The 22448-nt window shown below is 48.9% G+C and carries 32 protein-coding genes and 1 pseudogene; 16 read left to right on the top strand and 17 right to left on the bottom strand.

From position 1 onward, the window contains the following. The first annotated feature begins 63 nt into the window (after positions 1–63). Together P3339_RS06460 and csrA are read left to right on the top strand one after the other, a co-directional pair. Positions 64–1251: a glutathione S-transferase gene (locus tag P3339_RS06460; protein WP_282952775.1), complete on the top strand. Its 1188-nt coding sequence runs from the start codon at positions 64–66 to the stop codon at positions 1249–1251. An 808-nt stretch (positions 1252–2059) separates the two neighbouring features. Next, positions 2060–2248 (top strand): carbon storage regulator CsrA, encoded by a 189-nt coding sequence (gene csrA, locus P3339_RS06455; RefSeq protein ID WP_282952774.1) that lies wholly within the window; start codon positions 2060–2062, stop codon positions 2246–2248. A 387-nt stretch (positions 2249–2635) separates the two neighbouring features. On the opposite strand, the gene P3339_RS06450 is transcribed toward csrA, so the two are convergent. The 9 genes and pseudogenes from P3339_RS06450 to P3339_RS06420 form a co-directional block, all read right to left on the bottom strand. Further along, positions 2636–3022 carry a DUF805 domain-containing protein gene (locus tag P3339_RS06450; protein WP_282952773.1) on the bottom strand — a complete coding sequence of 129 codons (387 nt, stop codon included), beginning with the start codon at positions 3020–3022 and terminating at the stop codon, positions 2636–2638. A gap of 114 nt (positions 3023–3136) precedes the next feature. Further along, the gene (locus tag P3339_RS06445) at positions 3137–3787 is read right to left on the bottom strand and encodes a dihydrofolate reductase family protein (protein WP_020411354.1); all 651 of its coding nucleotides are present in this window, start codon (positions 3785–3787) and stop codon (positions 3137–3139) included. Positions 3788–3805: 18 nt separating this feature from the next. Beyond that, positions 3806–4045 carry an IS3 family transposase gene (locus tag P3339_RS06440; RefSeq protein WP_282952772.1) on the bottom strand — a complete coding sequence of 80 codons (240 nt, stop codon included), beginning with the start codon at positions 4043–4045 and terminating at the stop codon, positions 3806–3808. A gap of 111 nt (positions 4046–4156) precedes the next feature. Then, positions 4157–4438, bottom strand: coding sequence for an IS3 family transposase (locus tag P3339_RS23375; RefSeq protein WP_026304879.1), 282 nt, complete (start codon positions 4436–4438; stop codon positions 4157–4159). Positions 4439–4680: 242 nt separating this feature from the next. Next, a pseudogene (locus tag P3339_RS23370) lies at positions 4681–4809 on the bottom strand (transposase); the annotation flags it as partial. Positions 4810–4998: 189 nt separating this feature from the next. Beyond that, positions 4999–5277 carry a hypothetical protein gene (locus P3339_RS06435; RefSeq protein ID WP_282952771.1) on the bottom strand — a complete coding sequence of 93 codons (279 nt, stop codon included), beginning with the start codon at positions 5275–5277 and terminating at the stop codon, positions 4999–5001. A gap of 111 nt (positions 5278–5388) precedes the next feature. Then, positions 5389–5898, bottom strand: coding sequence for a hypothetical protein (locus tag P3339_RS06430; protein ID WP_020411356.1), 510 nt, complete (start codon positions 5896–5898; stop codon positions 5389–5391). 720 nt (positions 5899–6618) lie between these two features. Continuing rightward, the gene (locus P3339_RS06425) at positions 6619–6912 is read right to left on the bottom strand and encodes a hypothetical protein (protein ID WP_020411357.1); all 294 of its coding nucleotides are present in this window, start codon (positions 6910–6912) and stop codon (positions 6619–6621) included. A 49-nt stretch (positions 6913–6961) separates the two neighbouring features. Beyond that, positions 6962–7207: a hypothetical protein gene (locus P3339_RS06420; protein WP_245556640.1), complete on the bottom strand. Its 246-nt coding sequence runs from the start codon at positions 7205–7207 to the stop codon at positions 6962–6964. A gap of 83 nt (positions 7208–7290) precedes the next feature. On the opposite strand from P3339_RS06420, the gene P3339_RS06415 reads away from it, so the two are divergent. The 6 genes from P3339_RS06415 (at position 7291) to P3339_RS06390 (ending at position 11971) form a co-directional block, all read left to right on the top strand. Beyond that, entirely contained in the window at positions 7291–7524 is a 234-nt protein-coding gene (locus tag P3339_RS06415) for a site-specific integrase (protein ID WP_026304880.1), read from the top strand. 5 nt (positions 7525–7529) lie between these two features. After that, on the top strand, positions 7530–7865 hold the full coding sequence (locus P3339_RS06410) for a site-specific integrase (protein ID WP_026304881.1): 336 nt from the start codon (positions 7530–7532) through the stop codon (positions 7863–7865). A 46-nt stretch (positions 7866–7911) separates the two neighbouring features. After that, entirely contained in the window at positions 7912–10512 is a 2601-nt protein-coding gene (gene mutS / locus P3339_RS06405) for a DNA mismatch repair protein MutS (protein WP_282952770.1), read from the top strand. 139 nt (positions 10513–10651) lie between these two features. Next, the gene (fdxA, locus tag P3339_RS06400) at positions 10652–10975 is read left to right on the top strand and encodes a ferredoxin FdxA (RefSeq protein ID WP_020411359.1); all 324 of its coding nucleotides are present in this window, start codon (positions 10652–10654) and stop codon (positions 10973–10975) included. Between the two features lie 68 nt (positions 10976–11043). Further along, the gene (locus tag P3339_RS06395; RefSeq protein ID WP_282952769.1) at positions 11044–11712 is read left to right on the top strand and encodes a polysaccharide deacetylase family protein; all 669 of its coding nucleotides are present in this window, start codon (positions 11044–11046) and stop codon (positions 11710–11712) included. A gap of 91 nt (positions 11713–11803) precedes the next feature. Then, positions 11804–11971: a DUF1328 domain-containing protein gene (locus P3339_RS06390; RefSeq protein WP_020411361.1), complete on the top strand. Its 168-nt coding sequence runs from the start codon at positions 11804–11806 to the stop codon at positions 11969–11971. A 55-nt stretch (positions 11972–12026) separates the two neighbouring features. On the opposite strand, the gene P3339_RS06385 is transcribed toward P3339_RS06390, so the two are convergent. Further along, positions 12027–12569: a carboxymuconolactone decarboxylase family protein gene (locus P3339_RS06385; RefSeq protein ID WP_282952768.1), complete on the bottom strand. Its 543-nt coding sequence runs from the start codon at positions 12567–12569 to the stop codon at positions 12027–12029. A gap of 98 nt (positions 12570–12667) precedes the next feature. Between P3339_RS06385 and dinB the strand changes: the two genes are divergently transcribed. From dinB to P3339_RS06355, 6 genes are all read left to right on the top strand, one after another. After that, positions 12668–13744 (top strand): DNA polymerase IV, encoded by a 1077-nt coding sequence (dinB, locus tag P3339_RS06380; protein WP_026304883.1) that lies wholly within the window; start codon positions 12668–12670, stop codon positions 13742–13744. 308 nt (positions 13745–14052) lie between these two features. Continuing rightward, a complete protein-coding gene (locus P3339_RS06375; protein ID WP_020411364.1) occupies positions 14053–14580 on the top strand; it encodes an RNA polymerase sigma factor in 528 nt (175 codons plus the stop codon). 13 nt (positions 14581–14593) lie between these two features. Further along, positions 14594–15043: a hypothetical protein gene (locus P3339_RS06370; RefSeq protein ID WP_282952767.1), complete on the top strand. Its 450-nt coding sequence runs from the start codon at positions 14594–14596 to the stop codon at positions 15041–15043. A 104-nt stretch (positions 15044–15147) separates the two neighbouring features. Next, positions 15148–15396, top strand: a complete 249-nt coding sequence (locus P3339_RS06365; protein ID WP_282952766.1) for a hypothetical protein — start codon at positions 15148–15150, stop codon at positions 15394–15396. Further along, on the top strand, positions 15396–15635 hold the full coding sequence (locus tag P3339_RS06360) for a hypothetical protein (RefSeq protein WP_282952765.1): 240 nt from the start codon (positions 15396–15398) through the stop codon (positions 15633–15635). Before P3339_RS06365 ends, P3339_RS06360 begins: the two co-directional genes overlap by 1 nt. A 113-nt stretch (positions 15636–15748) precedes the next feature. After that, positions 15749–16078, top strand: a complete 330-nt coding sequence (locus P3339_RS06355; protein ID WP_020411367.1) for a hypothetical protein — start codon at positions 15749–15751, stop codon at positions 16076–16078. Positions 16079–16101: 23 nt separating this feature from the next. On the opposite strand, the gene P3339_RS06350 is transcribed toward P3339_RS06355, so the two are convergent. The 7 genes from P3339_RS06350 to P3339_RS06320 all read right to left on the bottom strand — a co-directional run bounded on the left by P3339_RS06350 (position 16102) and on the right by P3339_RS06320 (position 21263). Beyond that, entirely contained in the window at positions 16102–16563 is a 462-nt protein-coding gene (locus P3339_RS06350) for a MaoC family dehydratase (protein WP_020411368.1), read from the bottom strand. 94 nt (positions 16564–16657) lie between these two features. Next, positions 16658–17434 carry an SDR family NAD(P)-dependent oxidoreductase gene (locus P3339_RS06345; RefSeq protein WP_282952764.1) on the bottom strand — a complete coding sequence of 259 codons (777 nt, stop codon included), beginning with the start codon at positions 17432–17434 and terminating at the stop codon, positions 16658–16660. A gap of 1 nt (position 17435) precedes the next feature. Continuing rightward, positions 17436–18212, bottom strand: a complete 777-nt coding sequence (locus P3339_RS06340; protein WP_282952763.1) for an SDR family oxidoreductase — start codon at positions 18210–18212, stop codon at positions 17436–17438. 58 nt (positions 18213–18270) lie between these two features. Continuing rightward, complete coding sequence (locus tag P3339_RS06335; RefSeq protein WP_282952762.1) at positions 18271–19326, bottom strand: phosphotransferase; 1056 nt, start codon at positions 19324–19326, stop codon at positions 18271–18273. Continuing rightward, positions 19319–20551 (bottom strand): acyl-CoA dehydrogenase family protein, encoded by a 1233-nt coding sequence (locus P3339_RS06330; RefSeq protein ID WP_282952761.1) that lies wholly within the window; start codon positions 20549–20551, stop codon positions 19319–19321. The genes P3339_RS06335 and P3339_RS06330 overlap by 8 nt, the downstream gene beginning before the upstream one ends. A 35-nt stretch (positions 20552–20586) precedes the next feature. Then, positions 20587–20913: a histidine phosphatase family protein gene (locus P3339_RS06325; protein WP_282952760.1), complete on the bottom strand. Its 327-nt coding sequence runs from the start codon at positions 20911–20913 to the stop codon at positions 20587–20589. An 8-nt stretch (positions 20914–20921) separates the two neighbouring features. After that, positions 20922–21263 (bottom strand): histidine phosphatase family protein, encoded by a 342-nt coding sequence (locus tag P3339_RS06320; protein WP_282952759.1) that lies wholly within the window; start codon positions 21261–21263, stop codon positions 20922–20924. A gap of 108 nt (positions 21264–21371) precedes the next feature. Here P3339_RS06320 and P3339_RS06315 point away from each other — a divergent pair, with 108 nt between their 5' ends. Together P3339_RS06315 and P3339_RS06310 are read left to right on the top strand one after the other, a co-directional pair. After that, entirely contained in the window at positions 21372–21623 is a 252-nt protein-coding gene (locus P3339_RS06315) for a helix-turn-helix domain-containing protein (RefSeq protein WP_282952758.1), read from the top strand. Continuing rightward, positions 21578–22264, top strand: a complete 687-nt coding sequence (locus P3339_RS06310) for a LysR substrate-binding domain-containing protein (protein WP_282952757.1) — start codon at positions 21578–21580, stop codon at positions 22262–22264. The genes P3339_RS06315 and P3339_RS06310 overlap by 46 nt, the downstream gene beginning before the upstream one ends. Positions 22265–22448: the final 184 nt, after the last annotated feature.

Raw genomic sequence — 22448 nt, 5'->3', positions numbered from 1 at the left:
CCCACTCCGTCTGTAGATAGTTTAATTTTAGCGCGTTTGATCCGAGAATCTTAGGAGCACGACATGAGCAAACCCTATAAGTTATATGGTATGGCTGCCTCCCTTTATACCGCCAAGGCCCGTAGCTATCTGCGTAAGCAAGGGATTGATTTTAAAGAGTACGGTGTCAATAGTGATCACTATGGCCAGCAACTACTTCCTGTGCTGGGCCGCTTTATTATGCCCGCCATAGAAACACCAAACGGCGAAGTAATTCAGGACAGCTCAGATATTATTGAGTACTTTGAACGGAAAGGTAGTACTCACAACTCCGCCTACCCGACCAGCACTGTTTTACAGCTAATCTCGTACTTATTCGAACTATTTGGCGGAGAAGGCTTACTGCGACCCGCGATGCATTATCGCTGGAATTTTGATACCCAGAACCTGCAGTATCTCAAGAACGAGTTTGTAGCGGGACTCGCTCCCCCCAATGCTGACGAGGAAACAGAAAATAGTTTGTTCGGCTTTGCCTGTAACCGTATGCGGAAAGCCTGCCAAGGCTTTGGAGTATCCGAGCAGAGTGCAGCTTTGATTGAGGCCTCCTACAAAGAGTTCCTTGATCTCTTCTCTCACCATCTAAAGAAATTTCCCTATCTACTGGGACATCAACCTACTTTAGGTGACTACGCACTAATGGGACCATTGTATGCCCACTTGTATCGGGACCCAGCACCCGGAATGTTGATGCGGCAACACGCCCCTATAGTTGCGCGCTGGGTGGAGCGTATGAATACAACTGAGGATTGTTGGGTAGAACATATGGAGTCAAATTCTCCCCTTGTTGACCCAGCATGTCTCCCACCGACCTTAAAGGCCTTAATGCGATATATTGCTATAGAGTACTTGCCTGAATTAAAAGCGCATATCCAGTTTTCCAATAATTGGTTGGATCAGCACACCACCTTAAAAGCTGGAACCAATGGTATGGATAACCCAACTGCTCGAACAATTGGGCAGGCTGAGTTTACTTGGCGAGGTATCCGCTTAAAAACACACGTACTACCTTACCGTTTTTATCTGCTACAACGCTTGCAAGAATGTTATCAGCGCGCCAATCAAAAAGAACAAGATGCTATTAAGTCACTTTTTACTGAAGTAGGTATCGATTCTCTACTGACACTCACTACAAACCGAAAGGTAGAGCGGCATCAATTTCTTGAGGTATGGGGAGAGTTACGCGCTATTAAAGCAACACCTGAAATCTCATAAGAAACTAATACGTTACTCAGGGATTGGGAGCAATCTAAATACGCCTTTGCTCCCATTGCACTTTAATAAACAATTACATCTCTTTAAGCCGATCGCTGATTAATTATTGCTGCCAAATAAATTTGCGTAGATACTACTGTAAATCCGGTGTTTCGTTCAGCTCCAAATAGCTTTAGTTCCATTTACTTTATCTAAAAAGAAACTGATACTCTTCCAGTAGCAATTCGTTATCACATTTAGAGTACTCGCAGCTTTGTGAATCCTAGAGGCCCATTTATAGGCTGTTTGATTCTTCAAGCGAGCGCATATAGAAATATAGGCGCCAAAATTAACCCATTATATTTCATTAAGTTCCTTTAACATCAAAGCTGCGTAAAATCGATAGACTTTTATCAATATTGTAAGCTGTAATTGAACAGGCTTCTACAGGCCAACAGCTTAAGAACTGCATTAGAACCCAAATTTCTAAGAGCCCCATCCCCTCAAGAAGAGAACGGTAGAGTAACGTAAGAGTAGATGAAAGGCACTGACCCAAGGTGCAACACCAGGGGCCGGCTAACCAAATTGATAGAACAAGTATCAAGATGGTTATATGGATAATACGCTAGAAACCCACTCGTCTTCAATAAAGTGGAGTACATTCAGCAGCTTGGAGCGACGCCCTAAGCTCTGGGAGTGTTGCATCCGTCTTTTCTTCTTTTACGCCTATCGTTCTCCTGCACCACCTCTTATTTCCTTCAAGTACTACTTTCTAAACTTTCTCACCAAAGAATGCCCCTCATGAATTGAGTATCATTAGGAAATGAATATGCTGACCTTAAAGCGCCGGACAAGCGAAAACCTACGGATTGGGACAAGTGTCACTGTTACAGTATTGGAGGTTAAGGGTAATCAAGTAAAGAAAGGAATACATGCCCCCAAGTCTTTGGCCGTACACCGCGAAGAAATTTTTATGCGGATTCAAAAGAAGCGAAAAGCCGGCAAAAAAAATTACTGAGAAGCGGATTCTCTCAACAGAAAGCGCCCGTAGTGAACCCATACTTCCTTGCAAGGCCATTTAGCCTAGCATTGAGGAGGTAATGACACTATTTAATAGTGCAAGCCCTAGAGGGGGCAAAAAAGCCAATTGTTAAGCATCTGGGAATCCACTCCGAAATAAAGATCGTCTCCATAAAGCCCTGAAAACCCAAAATGCTTGTTATCCTCAGAATTAAGAACTCAACCAGAATAAATTTTTCCGTTTTAAACGCCGTATATTTTTAGCTCAAAACTCACGATTCACGAATAAAACCCCGGGAGAATTGGATCTGTTGAGTACTCGTGTGTCGCGCAGCATAAAACCGTCGAAATGTAACTGACTGGCAGTAAACTTAGCATGCGGCACTTACTTTCGGTAAATTGATTTCCCATATTTATTATCTTTAAAATCACCGATTGTGGTTCCACACTCCAACAATATCCAAATCCAGCCGATTACAGGCCAAAATTGAATTAATCCCCACCAGCCTCTCTTGCCAATATCGTGATACCTTTTGGCCGTAACAGCCAATAGTGGCCAAAGAAGAACGACAAATAAGCTCAAAGCAGCATTTATGCTTACATCGACCAACAATGTCGGCATTAGAGAGATTGGTAAAAAAGCCAGCAAAAATTGCCTTCTTGCGATTCTACCATCAAAGCTAAAAAGCAAAGCTTTAATAGAAACTGATCTAGGGCTATCAAGAGTAACTAATTTTACCCTTTCAATGGGAGAACGACCTAAAACTTCCATTGATTCCTCTTTACTATTAACATCCGCACTAGCAGCTTTATTGAAGTCCAGCGGAAATATGTGATCTTTCTCCTATAAAACAGGGCAAGATCAGTGTCCGTTTGCATGCACTTGTTATACGGCACCGCCATCCAGTGATTGATAGAAGTGCATAAAAATCCCTGAAGGACAGGTCGCAAATTTGATGAGTTTGTATTTTGACGAAATTTCACCGTTTTCAAATAAGCGCTTTCCTTCTCCAACAACTACTGGGAATGTCCAAAGTCTAAGCTCATCTACCAGATTATGCTTGAGAAGTGACTGCACCAACTGCCAACTTCCGTGAACCTGTAGTAGTGGTCCTTCCATTTCTTTAATTTTGGCGACCTCTTCGGCCGCATCCGAGCCCCTTAGCTTGAATGAATTATTCCATGTAAGATCATCAGTCCTTGATGTCACGACGTATTTTTTTGCCTGATTAAGTTTTTCCGCAGCTGGATTACCTGGTTCAACATTTGCAAAATTTGAGGCAAACAAATTGTATGTATTGCGTCCTAATAGCAGATCATACGGTTCCGCCATTGCCTCCTTTACGACCTGTTCCATGACTTCATCCCAATAATCCTTGGCCCAGCCTCCATGACTGAAACCGCCTGAAAAGTCTTCCTCGGGTATACTCGGTGCCTGCATTACGCCGTCAAGCGTTTGAAATATCAGTATGGCTAGATTTCTCATTGATTGATTCTCACGAAGAGTCAAATCTTTTTGGTCGTTAGTCTTGCCCACAAAAAGTAGACACTCTAACTATACGTATTTTCGCTCATACTCTGCTGGACTTACATAGCCCAATGCAGAGTGCCTACGAACCCTATTGTAGAAAATCTCAATGTATTCAAACAACTCAGATTTTGCTTGCTCTTCACTTTCGAATGTTCCGGCATAGACCAGCTCGACTTTTAGCCTGATAAAGAATGATTCCATTGCCGCATTATCCCAACAGTTAGCCTGGCGACTCATACTCGGCTTGCACTTGCTTTCGGACAAGAGATCCTGTATTTCTGCGATCGATATTGCACACCCCTGTCAGAGTGAACTATTAGCCCAGGCTTTATTTGTCGTCTCTCTAGAGCCATTCTTAATGCTCGACGTGTCAATTCATCGGTCATCTGGGAGTCGATCGAAGCAACGCTTAAGTAGGTTGGCGGCGACATTGATATTCCCCTCGACGGGCTGACTATATCGAAAGCCTTTGCCGTTTTTCGCTTTAATATGCTCCTGTTGCATAAGCTTAGCGACATAGTTCCGTGAGCATGGCTCACCTAACTCATGAAGCTCGCAAGCGATTCTAGGCGCTCCATAACGACCTTTAAACTCAGCAAACGTCTCTCGGATTTTCTCGATTGTTCGTATCTTTCTAATCGTGCGAGGAGGTGGCAACCGTCCTCGCCATCGATAATAACCCGATTTTGAGACTTCTAAGCACCAACATATCAAGCTAACCGGGAATGACCCTACATGCTCTTGTATCAGTGCATGCTTTACTCTTGGTGGTTCGCAAAGTACGCAGCTGCCTTTTTTTGAAACTCAACCTCTTGACGAGCTTCATGCAGTTCCTTCTTGAGCTTGCGAACTTCAGCGCTTTCCTGCTTGGAATAGTTGACGCCGTCTAAACTATTGAACTACTTATCAGAAAGCCGATTAAATTGACGACGCCAGTTGTAGATCTGCTGTGCGCTGACGCCTAGCTCTCGTGCCACAGAAGCCGTTGTTGCTCCAGGCTTTTCCGCTCTCTTAACTGCTTCTCTGCGGAACTCCTCCGTCTACGCCTGAGTTCTTTTCTTACCCATGATACACCTCCGTTAGGCCTAAACCTAACTATACAGGGTGTCTACCAAACGTGGGCAAGTCTTTTTCTTAACGCCGCCAACACAGGCGAAGCACGTAGTGCTGAATCCAGCCCACGCAGTGGGCGTTGTGCTTGGCCTTGTTATAGCCATTTACGATTTTGATTTATGTTGGTTGATTATGTTGTTTTTGTCTCTATTGATTACGGTGCTTAGCAGGTTTCTATACGGTTTACTTACCGGATTAACCGCATAGGCAATAGATAAACTTAGAAGCTCAATACCTATCAGAATTAATGCCATATTTGAGTCCAATATACCTACAAAATAAGTGCACAGTATTGCCAATGCTATGAATATAGATATTTCATATCCTCGCTGCATTTTTACTAACGCACGATGCTTCTTAATATCTTCAGGGGATAATTCCATGATACACCTCTAGCTATAACGCTAAGTGAATGGGTAGACAAACCGCAGGTTTGGCTGTCCAGCCCACGCTTTTCGTGGGCGTTCATTGCACGCATTGTTAGGCAATTTTAATTAAGGCTGCTTTTTCTCTATTGTGAGCATTCTTAAGGCACCTGACGGAGAATACACTGTAAAAGAAACTCCACCTATGTCAGTAGTTGCTTCATTAATGTTAATATTTTTTTCTAGCCAAGATTTGGCTGTTTCTATATTAGAACCTCCGTAAGGAAGCGTACACATATAGCTCAAAAACTCTAACATTTCTGGACTAGCTTTATTGGGTTTCAACGCAATCTGCTGCATTAATGTTGCGTCGATTTTATATACATCAGAGCCTGAGTCGCTGAATATTTCAACATTGTATGAGTCTGTACCCTCTGTCATTGCTAGCTCCCATGAATAGAATGCAAATGCTTCAGGGATTGAGGAGCCACTTTTCTTGGGGCCTTTTTTAGAGAAGCCCAATGCCGTTAGGCTTTGATAGACATCAACAGGCATTAACTCTGGGATAGTCAGCCTTTCAGCTAAAGCCGAATTAGATAAAAATACTGCAATAAGCAACGAGAAAACTCTTATTTCCATTTTTTAATTCCTATCGTTATCTTAAAAATTTGTAGAACCATGTGATGTTTCAGTGACATGACTGCCTAACGCCGGTAGCAAAGGCGAGTGTTAGCGAGTCCAGCCCGCGTTTTTTGCGGGCGATTTTGCCTACCTTTGTTAAGTGCTTTTTTCATTGTTTTTAACTCTGCGGTAAACGACAATTGCCAACAATGTAAAACCAGCAATACCAAAACCCCAGAACCCATAACCTGCTATTGAAGCCCACCTACAACGGGGCACCTCATGGAAAACGCTGTGCTCACCAGAACAAGTAGTGAAAGATAAGCTAACCGATGACATAGCCCACATAAAGCAATACATACTAATTACATAAAAAATTATTGCGACAACTACTAGCACTGTACTATTAATTTTCTGCATAGCTATGGCTACTTGACAGTTTATTAAAGAGCCAGTGGCTCACTATCCATTTGGCCACTATTTCTGGGATGGAGCTTTCAAGCTCCGCAGAAAAACCTTTATTTGCGGTAGGTTATCGGCTTTCGCTCAAATAGTAACCAGAGATAGTGAGCCATCTGCTCAAGTCGCCTAGCTCGACCTCCCGCTCTTGAACACATTTTACCCGCAATTAAATCAATAAGTTAGGAGGGACTTTCTGTAGATGTAAGCCATGGCTCTATAATTCGGCCTTTCGCACCGGTGACACACCCACTCCACTACTGAAAACCACAGCCAGTATCACCCACTCGGTATCGCCATCACCGCAATCGAGCTATGCATAGCCAGGCGATTTGGAACCTCAACAATACAACTCGCTACTAAATCAGCTGCATGGTCGGCGACGTTTACCGGCTGGCCTGCATCAGTCTGCAGAGTTTTGCTTGTTACATAAACGCTAGACATTAGATCGCCGGCACCACCGGTCTGTACTTTGTTCTGCTCATCGATTACGGCAATGGTGTATTTAAGCACCGCAGCAGCCTGAGCTTCGATATTGGTGGGTTCTGTGGTCTGGGTTATCGTTGCGCGCACAATAGTGCCGGCGCTGTGGCCCTCGTCGATGGTCTAGGCATATTGCCTCCTATGGCTTATGCATTCTGTTATGGGTGATGACTCGGTGTAATGGATTGATCCCAGCGGCGTAGCTCTTAACGCCCACAGAAATTTTGTACACGGTGCGCCGGCCAGCGCACTCGACCCGCTCTACGGTTTCCCAGGTCAGCGGCTCCTCTTCATGCAACACCCCAAGCTCAACACCCTGACAGTGCTGCGCTTCATAGACACGGCCTGCACGGTCGGGTCGGTAACGGGGGTTTCGCGACTGCAAATAACCTGGGCGCCGTTGCTCATGGTAAGCAAGACACAGGGTATTTCTGGTTCTGCATCTACTGCTCCAACAATAGGGGCCAAGTGGGTATTGTTGCCGCCGGTTTCCCAGCATTCGATCAGGTCGGAGGAAGTAGATATCTAACTGATGATGAGTATCGGGCTATACGCTCAAAAGCCAATCCGAATATCAAGCTAGTGATGGATATGTGCTACCTGACAGCTCAACGCATTTCAGATGTTCTATCAATCCAGCACAGTGATATAGGCAAAGACGGTATTAAGTTTCAGCAGGAGAAGACGGGAAAAAGCTATTAGTAACGATGGAGCCCGAGCTTCAGCGAATAATTGCTGAGGCCAAGCAGCTTCATAAGGTCATGTGCCTTTATCTATTCCACCCCCATGGCAAGCGCACTCCATTTAGCTATCGAGGCATCCGCGACGCGTACGAGCGAGCCCGAGTTAAGTCTGAAGTTGAAGACACCACCATTCACGATATCAGAGCAAAATCGCTCACAGATGCCAGGCGAGCATGTATAGATGCACAAGTAATGGCGGGGCACGTTAGTCCAGCCATGACAGAGCGGTACATTCGTCTACGCGAAACTGATAATGTAGCCGACCCTAGTCTTAGACAGCTTTTAGACAATAGGCAATAAATTGGCAAAAAACACAGTAAAATCAAAGACATCCGAACATACCCCCATGATGCAGCAATACATGCGTATCAAAGCCCAGCACCCCCAGGAGCTGGTGTTCTACCGTATGGGGGACTTTTACGAGCTGTTCTTTGATGATGCCAAGAAGGCTGCAGAACTGTTAGATGTCACCCTTACAGCACGAGGCAAATCAGGCGGTGAGCCAATCCCCATGGCAGGCATTCCTTACCATGCCGCAGAAGGATATTTAGCGCGTTTGATCAAGGCTGGTGTATCTGTAGCGATTTGTGAGCAGATTGGCGATCCAGCCACCAGCAAGGGACCCGTTGAGCGGCAAGTAGTAAGGATTGTCACCCCTGGTACCGTCACTGATGAAGCTCTCCTCAATGACCGTCGCGATAACCTGTTGGCTGCCATCTCTCACTTAGGTGATGGTTTTGGCCTGGCACTATTAGACTTGGCCACTGGCCGCTTTGTGGTGCAAGAGACCGATACCCTTGAGGCTCTTGCTGAACAGGTTCAACGGCATAATCCCGCAGAACTTCTAGCTCCAGAAGATCTCACTTTGCCGGCGGAGATTGAGCGCCGCACCGGTTTGCGCCGCCGCGCCCCCTGGGAATTCGAATTGGAAACTGCCCTGCGCCTGCTGAATCAGCAATTTGGCACCATGAATCTGGAAGCCTTCGGCTGCAGCCATATGCACGGTGCGGTAGTCGCCGCTGGTTGCCTACTGCAATATGCGCGGGATACCCAGCGTACCGAACTTCCCCATATTCGCGGCCTGCTCACCGAAAGCGGCGATGAAACAGTTGCCTTGGACGGTGCCAGCCGCCGCAACCTGGAAATCGACCTAAACCTCAACGGCGGCGATGACAATACCCTGCTGTCAGTTTTTGATAGCTGCAAAACCGCAATGGGTAGCCGTTTACTACGCCGTTGGTTAAATAACCCTCTACGCCAGCTCACTACACTGCGCAACCGCCAGGATGCTATTGCGGCCCTGATTGCTGATTATGGTTTTGAACCACTGCGTGATGCCCTGAAACCTGTGGGGGATATGGAGCGTATCCTGGGTCGCTTGGCATTGCGCTCTGCACGCCCCCGCGACTTGGCACGCCTAGGCCAATCCCTGGCACAGTTCCCCGAAATTCAGGGGCAGTTAGAAGATTCAGGTGCCACGCTGCTTAGAGAGTTATGCAGCCAGGTCGGTGAATGGCCAGAGACCGTGGCGCTTCTGCAAAAAGCCATTATCGAAAACCCGCCTGTCGTAATACGCGATGGCGGGGTTATCGCCACCGGCTATGACGAAGATTTAGATGAGCTGCGGGCTATCAGCGAGAACGCCGGGGATTATCTGGTTCAGCTGGAGCAGCGAGAGAAAGAGCGTACAGGCATCCCAACCTTAAAAGTGGGTTACAACCGGGTGCATGGCTACTTTATCGAGATCAGCCGGGGCCAGAGTGACAAAGCGCCAGCCGAATATATCCGCCGCCAGACCCTGAAAAATGCCGAGCGCTTTATTACTCCGGAATTAAAGGAGTTCGAGGACAAGGCACTCTCCGCCAAGAGCCGCGCATTGGCTCGGGAGAAAGCACTTTATGAGGAGCTGATCAATCAGCTAAATGAGTCCCTGGCAGAGCTGCAAGCCGCTGCGGCCGGTATTTCTGAACTGGATGTATTGGCCTGTTTGGCCGAGCGAGCGGACGACTTGCGCCTCTGCCGCCCCGAACTGGGTACCGAGCCGGGTCTGTATATTACCGGCGGGCGCCACCCGGTAGTCGAGCAAGTTTTAGACGAACCCTTCGTAGCCAACGATATCGAGCTTCGCAACGACCGACGCATGCTGGTCATTACCGGTCCAAACATGGGTGGTAAATCTACCTATATGCGCCAAACTGCGCTGATTGCACTGCTGGCCCACTGCGGCAGCTATGTACCCGCAGACAGCGCCCAGATCGGTCTACTGGATCGTATCTTCACCCGTATCGGCAGCGCCGATGACCTGGCCGGTGGCCGCTCTACCTTTATGGTAGAGATGACCGAGACAGCTAATATCCTGCGTAATGCCAGCGAGCACAGCCTGGTGCTGATGGATGAGATTGGCCGCGGCACCAGTACTTACGATGGCCTCTCCCTGGCCTGGGCCTGTGCTCACTATCTGGCAGGGGAAGTACGCGCCTTTACCCTTTTTGCCACTCACTACTTCGAACTGACCGATCTACCCAGCCAATGTGCAGAAGCAGCCAATATCCATTTGGATGCCACTGAGCACGGTGAAGGTATCGTCTTCCTGCACCGCATTCAGGAAGGGCCCGCGTCTAAAAGTTATGGATTGCAGGTCGCCAAGCTGGCGGGTATTCCTGCAGATGTGCTTACCGAAGCCCGCGCCCGCCTGGCAGCATTGGAGGCCGGCGTCCAATCAGTAGATGTTCCGCCTCCTCTCCCCAAACCCGCGCCGGCCCCCAGGCAGGAACCGGAATCAGCGGTAGCTCCAGCGGCTACGGCACCCGGCTCTCCCCAGCAGGTTGACCTGTTCGGCAGCCCCAGCCACCCGGCGGTGGATGCCCTGGAAGAGCTGGACCCGGACGATATGACACCACGTCAGGCATTGGAAGCACTCTACTCTTTACGCAAGTTATTGAAGTGAAGACTTGGGCGACAGCTGTCGTCCAACGCAACTTGTTATAAACAGTGAACTAAATCGACTGAAAAGCCACTACAATTCGCGCCAGTAATTGATAAAATCCGCTGCACGAAGAATTCAGTGGCACTATCGAGGGACAAACATGACATTCGTAATTGGGGAAAACTGCATTAAGTGCAAATACACTGACTGTGTAGAGGTTTGCCCGGTAGACTGTTTTTACGAAGGCCCCAACTTCCTGGTTATTCACCCCGACGAGTGTATTGACTGCGCCCTGTGTGAACCGGAGTGTCCCGCCAATGCGATTTTCTCGGAGGATGAAGTTCCTGATGACCAGCAGGAGTATATTGAGCTGAACGCTGAGCTCGCTGAAGTCTGGCCCAATATCACTGAGAAAAAAGACCCATTACCAGATGCCGAGGAGTGGGATGGTAAGAAGGGTAAGCTCGAGCTTCTCGAGCGATAACAGCCTACAAAAAAGCCGTCACTGACGGCTTTTTTCATTTTTGAGCTTTAATAAAGCAGGATAGCTAAATGAGAATAATAATAACTGCGATTTCAATTATTTTTTTAAGCTTTTCTCCAGCCACTTTGGCTAATACTGGGAAGGAAAAACAGATTGCCCTGGCCTTTGGCGAGGGCCCCGTACCCGGGGTAACAGAGTCCCTATTACAGCAACTCGATGCACTCCAAATCAAAGCCACCTTTTTTCCCGTCGGCATGCAAATGGAACAGTTTCCCGAACAAACTCGCGCCATTATTAATGCCGGTCACCAGCTGGGAAATCACGGTTACTCCCACATCAACCTGGCTGAACTACCCCTAAGCAGTGCTAAGGAGGAAATCAAAAAAACCTGTAAATTACTCCAAAGCCATGGTTACCAGGAACGCCCAATGATTATGCCGCCATTTGGCAATATATCCGTTGAGCTCAGTGATTTACTGGAAGAACAGGAGTTCCAGCTGGCTGAATGGGATCTTGAGCCCCGCCTTCATGTCGACATGAGTGAACCTGAGTCAATTGCCGGCTATGTGGCAGAAAACGCTACCGATGGCAGTGTGGTGATGTTTCATCCCATGTATGAACACAGTGAGCAGATTATTGAGGCCCTCCCGCTGATCAGCACTCAACTCCACCAGCAAGGATTTCGTTTTGTTACTCTCGCCCAAATAGCAGAGAGCGAGAAAATCGAAAACTTGTAAGAGACAGCAGACGACATTATCAATAAGGCCAATGGGAGCCGGGTATTGAACTCTGCGGCCCACTCCCGTACTCACATTGGGAGCTATCGCCATGTTGCGCTGGGCCATACTCTTTCTGGTAATTGCCTTGATCGCCGCCTTCTTTGGCTTCAGTGGTATTGCCACCACGGCGACGGAAATCGCTAAAATTCTCTTCTTTATCTTTATTGTGCTGTTCGTACTGGCACTGATATTCGGTAAATCCAGGCCGCCCAAATAGTATTGCCTGACAAGTAGCTCAGGGACTCAGCCAGTCACCCCGGTATGTACCGGGGTTACTTTTGGTGTGGTGTGCGAGTCGGGACCAGACTTAGTACTTCTGCCAGGTGGTTAAAGCCCGAAACCAGTTCCATCACTCCCAATGCTTCAAGCAGCTCATCATCCCTGGCCCCTAGCTTTCGCGCTTCAGCGATCAAGTGCCGGCGATGATCATCGGGGGCACTGTTGGCATTGCGGGCCAGATCGAACAGAGCATGTTCTTTTTCTGAAAAATGCACGTTTTTGGGGTCGGTACGGATGCGCATAATCTCCGCAGCATCCACTCCCAGCATTTGCAAAGACGTACTGTGATGATAGATGCCATAGTCACAATGATTGTCCGCGGAAACAGCAAGCCCGATAGCTTCTTTCAGCTGGGCAGACAGGCAACCGTGCAGCATGACCGCCTTAAACTTGTCCCAATTGGCTTTAAGCAAACCCTCGTGGTGTGCATAAACGCGAAACAGGCTCGGTATGCCGCCCAGCTGATCCTGAATCTCTACAAAAACCCTGGCCTCCTCGTCACCATCCGGGCTCTCCACCAAAGGGATGCTGCTCATCGTTCACCTACCTGTTAACCTGGCTGTTATTAACTGGCTCCGGCCCCAGCGACACAATTGACTTCCTGGCGCCCTAAAAGACTGTATATAATCACAGCATGCGAAAGATTATCCATTGCGACTGTGATTGTTTTTACGCGTCGGTTGAAATGCGAGACGATCCCAACCTGCGTGGGCGACCACTGGCTGTAGGAGGTAGCAGTGACCGCCGTGGGGTTATTTCCACCTGCAACTACGAAGCGCGCAGCTATGGGGTGCGCTCCGCTATGCCTACCGCCCAGGCCAAGAAACTCTGCCCTGACTTGATTGTAGTACCCGGTAACATGGCTAAATACCGGGAGGTTAGCGGGCAGATCCGCGAGATATTCCTCGACTACTGCGATGATATTGAACCCTTATCCCTTGATGAGGCCTTCCTGGATGTCACGAATAGTGCTCGCTGCCAGGGCAGCGCCACTCTCATTGCTGAAGAAATCCGCCAGAGGGTAAAAGACAACCTGGGTATCACCATCTCCGCTGGGGTGGCGCCAAACAAGTTCCTGGCCAAGATTGCCAGTGACTGGCGTAAGCCCGACGGCCTCACAGTTATTACCCCCGACGAAGTAGATCAATTTGTTGTGCGCCTGCCGGTTGGCAAAATCCATGGTGTCGGCCGGGTAACCGCTGAAAAAATGCATCGCCAAGGCATTCATACCTGCGCGGATCTGAGACGTTATTCTCAAATCGAGTTAAGTAAACTTTTTGGTAAATTTGGCCGCCGCCTTTATGAACTGAGCCGTGGTATCGACGAGCGCCCGGTTAGTGGTGACGGTGCACGTAAGAGCGTCAGTGTAGAACGCACCTTCAGCGAAGACCTGTGTGAATTTGAGGAATGGCTGGAGCAATTAAGCGCACTTTATATGCGCCTATTGGAACGGGTGGAAAAGCTCGGCGATCGCTACGAAGTTAATGGCGCCACCGTAAAAGTAAAATACGCGGACTTTACCCAGAGTACCCATGAGCGCAGTAGCCGCGCGGGAAGAATCTCTGAGTTTCGGCAGCTGCTACAAGAGTGCTGGGAAAAACGGCCGAACCCTATTCGCCTCCTAGGTGTCGGGCTCAGGCTGACCGACTTACGCGCAGGCAAAGGTCCTGAGCAGCTGCCTCTGCCACTACCAGAATTACTACTTCGATAATTTTTCCACCAGACATAATATTTCTTTTTGCGCCACCTCCCCTTTAAAAAAGTCTTAAAGCGACAATCAACCGTTCGTCAAAAACTGGCGTTGGCCGTTACCCGATGTAAAACCGGGTAAGAAACGGACATCTATACTTCGCAAGCCCAAAGACTCTTAGCCAACCTCTAAAAAACCAGAGTCCACCGGTGCCTGAGAAAATATGTAAGACGCTTAAACATACTACAATTTCCATTATCAACGCCGTATAAACCCAGGCTCCAGAAGCCACCAGAGCTCGGATTATCCGCGTACGGAGGCGCGACAACTTGTCCCGCAAAGCATTTCAACACCTGACAGACGAAGCGCTCCTCGATCACTACAAGGAAACGCGTAAAACTGTCGTATTTCACCAACTTTATACGCGCCACAAAGACGCCTTGTATCGCTATTCAATACAAATGGCGCCAGCTTCTTCCGCAAAAATATTACAAGAGCTCTGGCAAAAAATATTGGAAAACCCGCCACAGTTACATGGCAGGCTTTTTCGCAACTGGTTATTTATTCAAATCAACAAAGCTCTGCGTGAACAACAAGCATTGAACGAGCACAAGTCTACTGCAGTCGATTACCGAAAAAGTGCCGTGCTCGTAGCTATCCAGAAACTTCCCTCCTTGCAGCGCAACATTTTGCTTCTCCATATGGAGTGCAAGCTTTCCCTCGCCACTGTCGCAGATATTGAGCAGATATCCCTGAAAAAGTGTCGGGAATACTATCATCGGGCAAAGGAGCAAATTGAAACGCTGGTGTACGGAGTACAACCAAAACCCTGGCAAGTGGAGGTTATAGAAGAGTGATCGAGGTAGAAGCATGAGCAATTGGGAGCACCAATATCGCGAAGAGGTGTCAGCTTTTACCTCCCCGCAGCAACTGGATACCCAGGTGTTACAGCAAGCAAAAAGGCTACAGCCGAAAAAAGATATCGGCCGAATACTGTCCAGAGCCTCACTCGGCTGCGCCACCATCGCTGCCATCTTAATGTTGGTGCATCCAGCACAGCACCTGGGAGCCCTGACCCCAAGGATGACCCCAGAAAACGAAAGTCCACAACCCGAATTGGAAATCGCCCGGTGGCAGCCTCCTCAAATAGAGCCTGAAACACAGGAAGACCCCTGGCAGGCATTGAGAAATCAGGTTACAGCGGGAAACTATATTGCTCTATGCCAAGAGTGGCGATCACAACAGAGGACCACAGCAGAACAACCCTTACCTCGTGAGCTGCGCAAATTCGCACAAAAGCACTGTCGCATCCTGCACTAGCGACAGTCAGTTTTGTGTATTACCGCAGCTCCTATTTGAAATCCGGGTATCGGTTTACCAATCGACTCTACAGATGGAAGTCGTAATTAAGGCAAACCTTTCAAGTGCAGTTTGGCTTTACTGAAATGACCTTGATTGACGAAAAACTCCCCACCGAAAAACCAGGCAAAAATCCAGTATTAAAAAATAGCCTAGCCGTGGCTGGTATCTACGGTGCCGGTGGCCCAAGTGCGGGAGACAACCGAGCACTCAGCGCCCTGATCAATGAAATGGGTGGAAGCATGTTTGGCCCAGGCGAGAAGCGCCGGGCTCGAAAGTATCTTGTCCAAGAGGCTAGGCAGAAAAAAGCCTGATGCTATTTGGCTATAGCCGCGGAGGTACCTCCGCAATTAAGCTTGCCAATATGCTCGGTCGTGTTGGGGTCACTCTAAATCACTTGGTGGTCTTTGATGCACACAGCATTTTTGATAGTAGGACTTTCCACCTTCTGTATGACAACGTCCTCCAGGCCCACAATTTTTTCAGAGAAATCCGAGAAGCGCTGGACGTTATGGCTGGTGGGGAAGAAATCCTTACTGGGGGAGCCCGTTGATATCAAATTTTATTCAAGTACAGCAGGTCAACTTTACCGGTGCCTACTATAAGAAAGGGATTCCCGTTTCCCACTTGAATATTGTGCGCCAATCCCTGGCATCTCTATAAATAATGACTGCTGTCAATAAAGTATTGGAAGGCAGGGTCCTAACAGAGCGGACACGCTCACCCAAAGCAGGGCTGGATCTATATCTACTTCGATTGAATGAACCGGTAATGTCGATGCAAAGTTGGGATCGCATTGCAACTGCCCGGAGTGATCGAAATGGCCGTTTTTCTTTTAATATCAGTGAAGCCGGCCCTTATGAGCTGCGCTGGAAACACGAAGCTGACGCGGTAGAACATGAGCTTCATATAGGTGATTTTGATACAAAAAAACAAATAGAAGTTATTTATTCCAACAAAGAAAGAAAGGTCTTCCCCTGGGCTAAAGACCTTTAATAAAGCTGAGCCCCTACCATTTGTTATTTGGTCAGCTGTAGAAACAAACACTCCGCCACGAATGCCGGCCTGACCTCTCCTTCGATATCCATAGTTGCCTGTAACCTGATCAAAAACTGGCCCTGCTTTTTCTCATTGATATCACAGATTTTTGCCCTTACAGCGACTCGGCTACCGACTTTAACTGGCCGAATAAATCGAACCTTTTCCAGTCCATAGTTTACTACCATATGCATTCCCTCAATCTGAATATCGAGCTTCTCTATAAAATGCGATAGCAGTGACAGAGTGAGGAATCCATGAGCGATAGTCCCCCCAAATGGTGTCTGCATTGCAGCTTCAGGGTCAACATGAATAAATTGCCGATCCAGAGTACATTCAGCAAAATTATTAACGCGCTGCTGATCTATCTCCAACCAGTGAGTGGGTTCAATTTCCAGTCCGATAAACTCACCAATTCTCTCTGGCGGAATTAGGGTAGGCATAGAAGGTTCCTTCTTCTGTGTTTTAGCGGGATTAACAAATCGGGGCAGCTGCAATGAGATTGCGGCTGCCCTCGATATTACTAGCACAAAGGAGCTAGTATGCCGATAAACCGCCATCCACCGCTAGTGCCTGGCCCGTAACATAAGTCATCTTCGGAGAGAGTAGCATCAACATAGCCGCTACCACTTCTTCAGGCTCGCCAAGACGCTTCATCGGACAACCCTCGGCGAGAAAAGCCTGTACCTCTTCCGGGCTGGCCCCAGGGGCCTCCACAGAGGTCACCATAGGCGTCAGGCAATAGAATGGGCAAATGGCATTGACCCGAATGGCATATTTGGCATTTTCCATCGCCGCAGTTTTGGTCAGCCCGATAACCCCATGCTTGGCGGCTGCATATGAGGCAATTTTGGGTGCGCCACCCAGTCCAGCCATAGAGGATACATTGAGCACTACACCGCCACGATCTTTCATTAACGGCAGCTGGTGCTTGAGTCCGAAAAATACGCCCTTCAGGTTTACATTGTACTGGTGGTCCATCATCGCTTCGTCAGTCTGCTTCAGAGACATCATCGGCGGAGCGATACCGGCATTATTTACCGCCATATCCAGGCCACCGAATTCGGACTCAGCCAGTTGCACGAGAGCAACACAATCCGCTTCAGAGGAAACATCACAGCGTTGAGCGCGCACCTGGATACCATCACTACCCAGGTCATCGGCAAGTTGCATCAGGCCCTCTTCATTGATATCTGCAAGCACCAGGCGCGCTCCACGAGATCCCAATTCTTTAGCCAGCAGCTTGCCAAAACCACTGGCGGCGCCAGTAATTAGGGCAACCTGGTTGCCGAAATCCAATATTGGATCTTGCATGTTAAATTCCCCCACAGGAAGTCATTCCGCCATCCACCACTACACATTCCCCCGTGGTGTAACTGGACGCATCAGAAACTAAGTAGAGCACAGTGCCCGCCATCTCCTCAGGCTCAGCGTGACGATGCATGGGGATATGGCCGATTGCAGTTTTATAAATATCCTCGTGAGTAAAAAGCGCCCCGGCAAACTTGGTTTTGGTCAGCCCAGGCAATAGGGCATTAACACGGATATTGAACTGGGCACATTCCTTGGCAAAGGCTTTGGTCATATTGACTACTGCCGCCTTGGTGATGGAGTAGATCCCCTGGCCCACGCCAGGCTGCAGGGCATTCACGGAGGCAGTATTCACAATCACACCACCACCTTGTTCGCGCATCAACTTGCCCGCCTCCACAGACATAAAGAAATAGCCGCGAATATTCACTTCAACCGTTTTTTCAAATGCCGCAAGATCGGTATCGAGGATATGACCAAAGTAGGGGTTGGTAGCCGCATTGTTGACCAGGATATCCAGCCGCCCGAAGCGCTCGCGAACATCGGAAAATACTTTCTGGATGTCTTCCATATTGCCTATATGGCAGGGCATCGCTTCTGCTTTACCACCGGCATCGACAATCGCATCAGCAACGGCTTGGCAGCCTTCGATTTTCCGGCTGGATACCAATACATAGGCGCCCTGCTCTGCCAGCAGTTTTGCAATTGCCTCACCAATGCCTCGGCTCGCACCGGTTACCAGAGCAATTTTTCCGGTGAGATCAAAAAGACTCTTTGCCATTTTTTATCCTTATCATTTTCCCAAAAGCGAAATAAATTGTATCGAGATGACCTTCTAACTAACTCGCCTCGCTGGCGATGCTCATTGCCGTTTGTGCCAGTGGCGCCACCAGCGCGCCAAGGCTCGCCGCATTGCGATTTGAGGCGTTTCCATCCTGTGCGCGCTTGGCTACTCCCTGGACTATCGCCGCCAGGCGGAAAAAACTAAACGCCAAATAAAAAGGCCAGTGATCAATGCCCTCAATCCCCATACGCTCACAATACTTAGCCACATAAGCCTGCTCCGAGGGAATACCCAGCGAAGCAATATCCATCCCCAACAACCCGGACATCTTGTCGCCCCCAGCAGGCATACGCATTTGCATGCACTGATAGGCAAGATCCGCAAACGGGTGGCCCAAAGTAGAAAGCTCCCAGTCCAGCAGCGCGATAACTTTGGGTTCTTTAGGATGGAAAATCATATTGTCGAGGCGGTAATCACCGTGTACCAGAGCTACCCGACCATCGTCTTCCGGTAGCGCACTGCCAAGCCATTCGATCAACTCTTCCATCGCCGCAATAGACTGTGTCTCGGAAGCCCGATATTGCCCCGTCCAACGCTCCAGCTGCCGCTGAAAATAATTTCCTGGGCGGCCGTAATCAGATAACCCCAAAGAGTCGATGTCGAGACTATGTAAAGCAGCGAGTACTCGATTCATTTCATCGTACATCGCACTGCGCGCAGGGGCGTCCACTTCGGGAATTGAAGCATTCCAGAAGATCCGCCCCTCACAGTATTCCATCAGGTAAAACATGGAACCGATCAAATCCCGGTCTTCACATAAATGAAAAACCTTAGGTACCGGTACATCAGTATCAGCCAAAGCAGACATAACACGGTATTCACGATTCACAGCATGAGCGGATTTCAATAGTTTTCCCGGGGGCTGCCGGCGCAATACATAGGTATTTGAAGGGGTTTCCAGCTTAAAGGTGGGATTGGATTGACCCCCAGAGAATTTACTCACTTTCAGTGGCCCGGAAAAACCTTCAACATTTGCGCTGAGGTATTCGCGCAACTTTTCCAGTGGCAAAGCTTCCACCGAACTACGGGATTCCTTTACTGTTTCAGACATGCTCCTCTCCCTGTGCAGTCTCTATGGCATAACGCGCAGCCAGGTTGCGTCCCAACTGCATCATATGCACTTGGTCCGGTCCATCGGCTAAACGGATAGTGCGCGCGTAAGCATAATGGTGGGCCAAGCTATAGTCCTGGCTCAACCCTGCCGCACCGTGAATCTGGATAGCGCGGTCAATCACCTTGCAGGCCATTTGCGGTGCAACAATTTTAATCATGGCGATCAGGTCTTTGGCCGCTTTATTGCCAAGCCGATCCATTTGCGCTGCAGCTTTTAAAGTTAGCAGACGCGCCTGCTCAATTTCACAGGCAGACTTGGCAATATCCTCCCGTACAGACCCCTGTTTGCTCATGGGGCGACCAAACACAATACGTTTTTCCGCGCGGCTTGCCATCATTTCCAGGGCGCGCTGGGCCTGGCCAATCAGGCGCATGCAATGGTGAATTCTGCCCGGCCCCAAACGTCCCTGAGCTATTTCAAAACCACGCCCTTCTCCGAGAATCAGGTTAGACGCGGGCACCCGCACATTATCAAAGATCACCTCCGCATGACCTTCCGGGGCATCATCGTAACCAAATACCCGCATGGGCCGAATTATTTTTACCCCAGGGGTATCTGTGGGAACCAGGATTTGAGATTGCTGGCGGTGCCGATCCGGATTAGCGGGATCGGTCTTGCCCATCACAATCATGACCTTACAGCGCTTATTCATCAGGCCACTAATATAAAATTTATGACCATTAATCACATATTCATCGCCATCGCGCACGATGGAAGTTTCAATGTTCGTGGCATCGGAAGAGGCTACCCTGGGTTCGGTCATGGCGAATGCCGAGCGAATATTGCCTTCCAGCAATGGCCTCAGCCAGGTTTCCCGTTGCGCTTCCGATCCGTACTGGGTCAGTACTTCCATATTCCCGGTATCCGGGGCGCTGCAATTAAAAACTTCTGAGGCAAATAAGACCTTCCCCATCTCTTCCGCCAAAGGCGCATATTCCAAGTTGGTAAGGCCGGCACCATAGCGGGAGTCGGGTAAGAATAAATTCCACAGCTCAGCCTCCCGGGCCTTTTCTTTTAAAACCTCCATAATAGGGGGCTCGCCCCAGGGATCATCCTGTAACTGCTGAATATAGGTACTCTCAGCAGGATATACATATTCCTGCATAAAGCTTTTGAGCCGCTCCAACAGGCCCTTTACCTTTTCTGAATATTCAAACTCCATGTCTTCTCACCTTTAATTGCGTTGTAGGTTTTAATTCAGCTGTAAGTCACGGAAGTGTGGCGCTCCTCTCTCTCCAAATGAGGCACGTGGTTAAAACTGTTCAAGCTAAGGCCCTGCCCTGCGCTAGAGAAAAAACGGGTAGTGCCGGTATTCTGTATCTGCATGTTGAGTTTGATCACCGTCTCGGGAGGACCTCCCAATACCTGCCGCACCATCATGGCAATAGCCCCACCGGAACTGACTACCAGGGTTTTACTGCCTTTGGGGGTATCGCTGATGAAATTCAAAACTTCACGAATGCGATTTTCGAATGCCTGCCAACTCTCTGCAGGAGTAATTTCCCCTGCGGACCAGGCGAGCATGCCCTGCATCAAAAAACGGTAAAAATCGGCACGGGGTGCGTTGGGGCCGGGGGTAGCTGAGGAATTTTTTCACTGTAAAGACGCGCCACCTCATGGAAATTAAATTCATCCAACTGGGAAACTACCGTCAAGTGGCTGTCTAAATCGATGCCAAGACCTTCGCAAATGCCCACGGTGGTCTGCCGGTGGCGGCGCAGGCTGCCACATAAAATCCGGTCAAATTTCTGGCCAGTCTTCCGCCAGTATTCTCCCAGCCAGCGGGATTGCTGCCAGCCAACATCGGAGAGATTGTCGTAATCATCGGCGCCGAAGGACGCCTGTCCATGGCGCACCACAATTGATTCGGCCACAGCGAGTTCCTCTTTTTATGGAGCTCCAACCCTAGCCCTCTCGTTTGAATCATCAAAGTTTATTATGCGAATATGTGATCATTCACAATGGTTATGAATGGGGCACTTATGCAGCTGCAAAAAATGGATATGAACCTGTTCCTGGTTCTGGAGGCCATTTATAGCGCGGGCAACCTCACCCGTGCGGCTGAACAGTTGCATATCACCCAACCTGCGGTGAGTAATGCTTTGGCACGACTGCGCCGTACCCTGGACGACCCACTATTTATTCGCGGCCCATCCGGCATGACTCCCACCCCCTTACGGAATCCATTATGCCCAGGGTGCAGCAGGCCCTTTCCCTGCTTGGTACCAGCCTGAATGAACACCGCCAGTTCAACCCCGCCCTGGCACGCAAAACATTGCGACTATCTATGAACGATATGGCAGAAACCCTGTTGCTACCGCCCCTCTTGGAACGCCTGGAAAAAGAGGCGGCGGGTGTAACAGTAGAGTCATTCCACGTGCCCAGGGATCAGCTGGCAAAAGAACTGGCCGCCAATACGTTGGATTTCGCCCTGGATATTCCTCTGGCAACAGCACCCCAGCTGCAGCAACAGCGCCTGCACCAAGACCGCTATCTCTGTATGTTGCGCAATGGGCACCCCTTGGCCGGGGAGTCAAGCCTGACACTGGATCAATATCTACAGCTGGAACATATCCATGTCTCCAGTAGGCGCACGGGTCCTGGGTTGGCAGATATAGCTCTGAACAAACTGGGGCGGCGACGCAATATCAAACTTCGAGTACAGCACTACCGAGTGGCGCCTTTGGTAGTGTTACGTACCGACTTGGCTCTAACAGTACCGGCGAGTCTGGCCAGTCAATATTCTGCCCGTCTATTCGAGCTGCCATTCCAAATACCCCTGATGGACTGGCACCTGTTGTGGCACAAAAATCTACACGAAGATCCCGCCAATCGCTGGCTGCGAGAGCAGCTTCTCGCGGTTTTGGCTGTGTAAATAAACAGATGAAAATCCCTTTAAAAACAGACATCTCCGCCAAATGAGAATGGGACGCAAATAGTTTAATAAAACGTCAGGAATTGATCACTGAATTCGACCGGAAAGGTCACTGTTTCACGTCAAAGGCTCTTGTTATCCTGCTGGGCAACGATATGCACTTTTTTGCATATATACATGAACC

The sequence above is a fragment of the Microbulbifer sp. MLAF003 genome (assembly GCF_030012965.1).
In the GTDB taxonomy this organism is placed as follows: Bacteria; Pseudomonadota; Gammaproteobacteria; order Pseudomonadales; family Cellvibrionaceae; genus Microbulbifer; species Microbulbifer variabilis.
Note: the sequence above shows the minus strand (reverse complement) of the source record. Positions and strands in the feature narration are given on the sequence as shown.

What these genes read in the sequence shown, in the direction of transcription:
- P3339_RS06330 (WP_282952761.1), bottom strand. Translation starts at nt 20,551, where the DNA reads ATGGAGTTTGAATATTCAGAAAAGGTAAAGGGCCTGTTGGAGCGGCTC.
- P3339_RS06325 (WP_282952760.1), bottom strand. Translation starts at nt 20,913, where the DNA reads ATGCTCGCCTGGTCCGCAGGGGAAATTACTCCTGCAGAGAGTTGGCAG.
- P3339_RS06395 (WP_282952769.1), top strand. Translation starts at nt 11,044, where the DNA reads ATGAGAATAATAATAACTGCGATTTCAATTATTTTTTTAAGCTTTTCT.
- P3339_RS06435 (WP_282952771.1), bottom strand. Translation starts at nt 5,277, where the DNA reads ATGGAATTATCCCCTGAAGATATTAAGAAGCATCGTGCGTTAGTAAAA.
- P3339_RS06310 (WP_282952757.1), top strand. Translation starts at nt 21,578, where the DNA reads ATGCCCAGGGTGCAGCAGGCCCTTTCCCTGCTTGGTACCAGCCTGAAT.
- P3339_RS06385 (WP_282952768.1), bottom strand. Translation starts at nt 12,569, where the DNA reads ATGAGCAGCATCCCTTTGGTGGAGAGCCCGGATGGTGACGAGGAGGCC.
- dinB (WP_026304883.1), top strand. Translation starts at nt 12,668, where the DNA reads ATGCGAAAGATTATCCATTGCGACTGTGATTGTTTTTACGCGTCGGTT.
- P3339_RS06315 (WP_282952758.1), top strand. Translation starts at nt 21,372, where the DNA reads ATGCAGCTGCAAAAAATGGATATGAACCTGTTCCTGGTTCTGGAGGCC.
- P3339_RS06410 (WP_026304881.1), top strand. Translation starts at nt 7,530, where the DNA reads ATGGAGCCCGAGCTTCAGCGAATAATTGCTGAGGCCAAGCAGCTTCAT.
- P3339_RS06430 (WP_020411356.1), bottom strand. Translation starts at nt 5,898, where the DNA reads ATGGAAATAAGAGTTTTCTCGTTGCTTATTGCAGTATTTTTATCTAAT.
- P3339_RS06370 (WP_282952767.1), top strand. Translation starts at nt 14,594, where the DNA reads ATGAGCAATTGGGAGCACCAATATCGCGAAGAGGTGTCAGCTTTTACC.
- P3339_RS06335 (WP_282952762.1), bottom strand. Translation starts at nt 19,326, where the DNA reads ATGTCTGAAACAGTAAAGGAATCCCGTAGTTCGGTGGAAGCTTTGCCA.
- mutS (WP_282952770.1), top strand. Translation starts at nt 7,912, where the DNA reads ATGATGCAGCAATACATGCGTATCAAAGCCCAGCACCCCCAGGAGCTG.
- P3339_RS06350 (WP_020411368.1), bottom strand. Translation starts at nt 16,563, where the DNA reads ATGCCTACCCTAATTCCGCCAGAGAGAATTGGTGAGTTTATCGGACTG.
- P3339_RS06345 (WP_282952764.1), bottom strand. Translation starts at nt 17,434, where the DNA reads ATGCAAGATCCAATATTGGATTTCGGCAACCAGGTTGCCCTAATTACT.
- P3339_RS06450 (WP_282952773.1), bottom strand. Translation starts at nt 3,022, where the DNA reads ATGGAAGTTTTAGGTCGTTCTCCCATTGAAAGGGTAAAATTAGTTACT.
- P3339_RS06340 (WP_282952763.1), bottom strand. Translation starts at nt 18,212, where the DNA reads ATGGCAAAGAGTCTTTTTGATCTCACCGGAAAAATTGCTCTGGTAACC.
- P3339_RS06355 (WP_020411367.1), top strand. Translation starts at nt 15,749, where the DNA reads ATGACTGCTGTCAATAAAGTATTGGAAGGCAGGGTCCTAACAGAGCGG.
- P3339_RS06360 (WP_282952765.1), top strand. Translation starts at nt 15,396, where the DNA reads ATGCTATTTGGCTATAGCCGCGGAGGTACCTCCGCAATTAAGCTTGCC.
- P3339_RS06390 (WP_020411361.1), top strand. Translation starts at nt 11,804, where the DNA reads ATGTTGCGCTGGGCCATACTCTTTCTGGTAATTGCCTTGATCGCCGCC.
- csrA (WP_282952774.1), top strand. Translation starts at nt 2,060, where the DNA reads ATGCTGACCTTAAAGCGCCGGACAAGCGAAAACCTACGGATTGGGACA.
- fdxA (WP_020411359.1), top strand. Translation starts at nt 10,652, where the DNA reads ATGACATTCGTAATTGGGGAAAACTGCATTAAGTGCAAATACACTGAC.
- P3339_RS06460 (WP_282952775.1), top strand. Translation starts at nt 64, where the DNA reads ATGAGCAAACCCTATAAGTTATATGGTATGGCTGCCTCCCTTTATACC.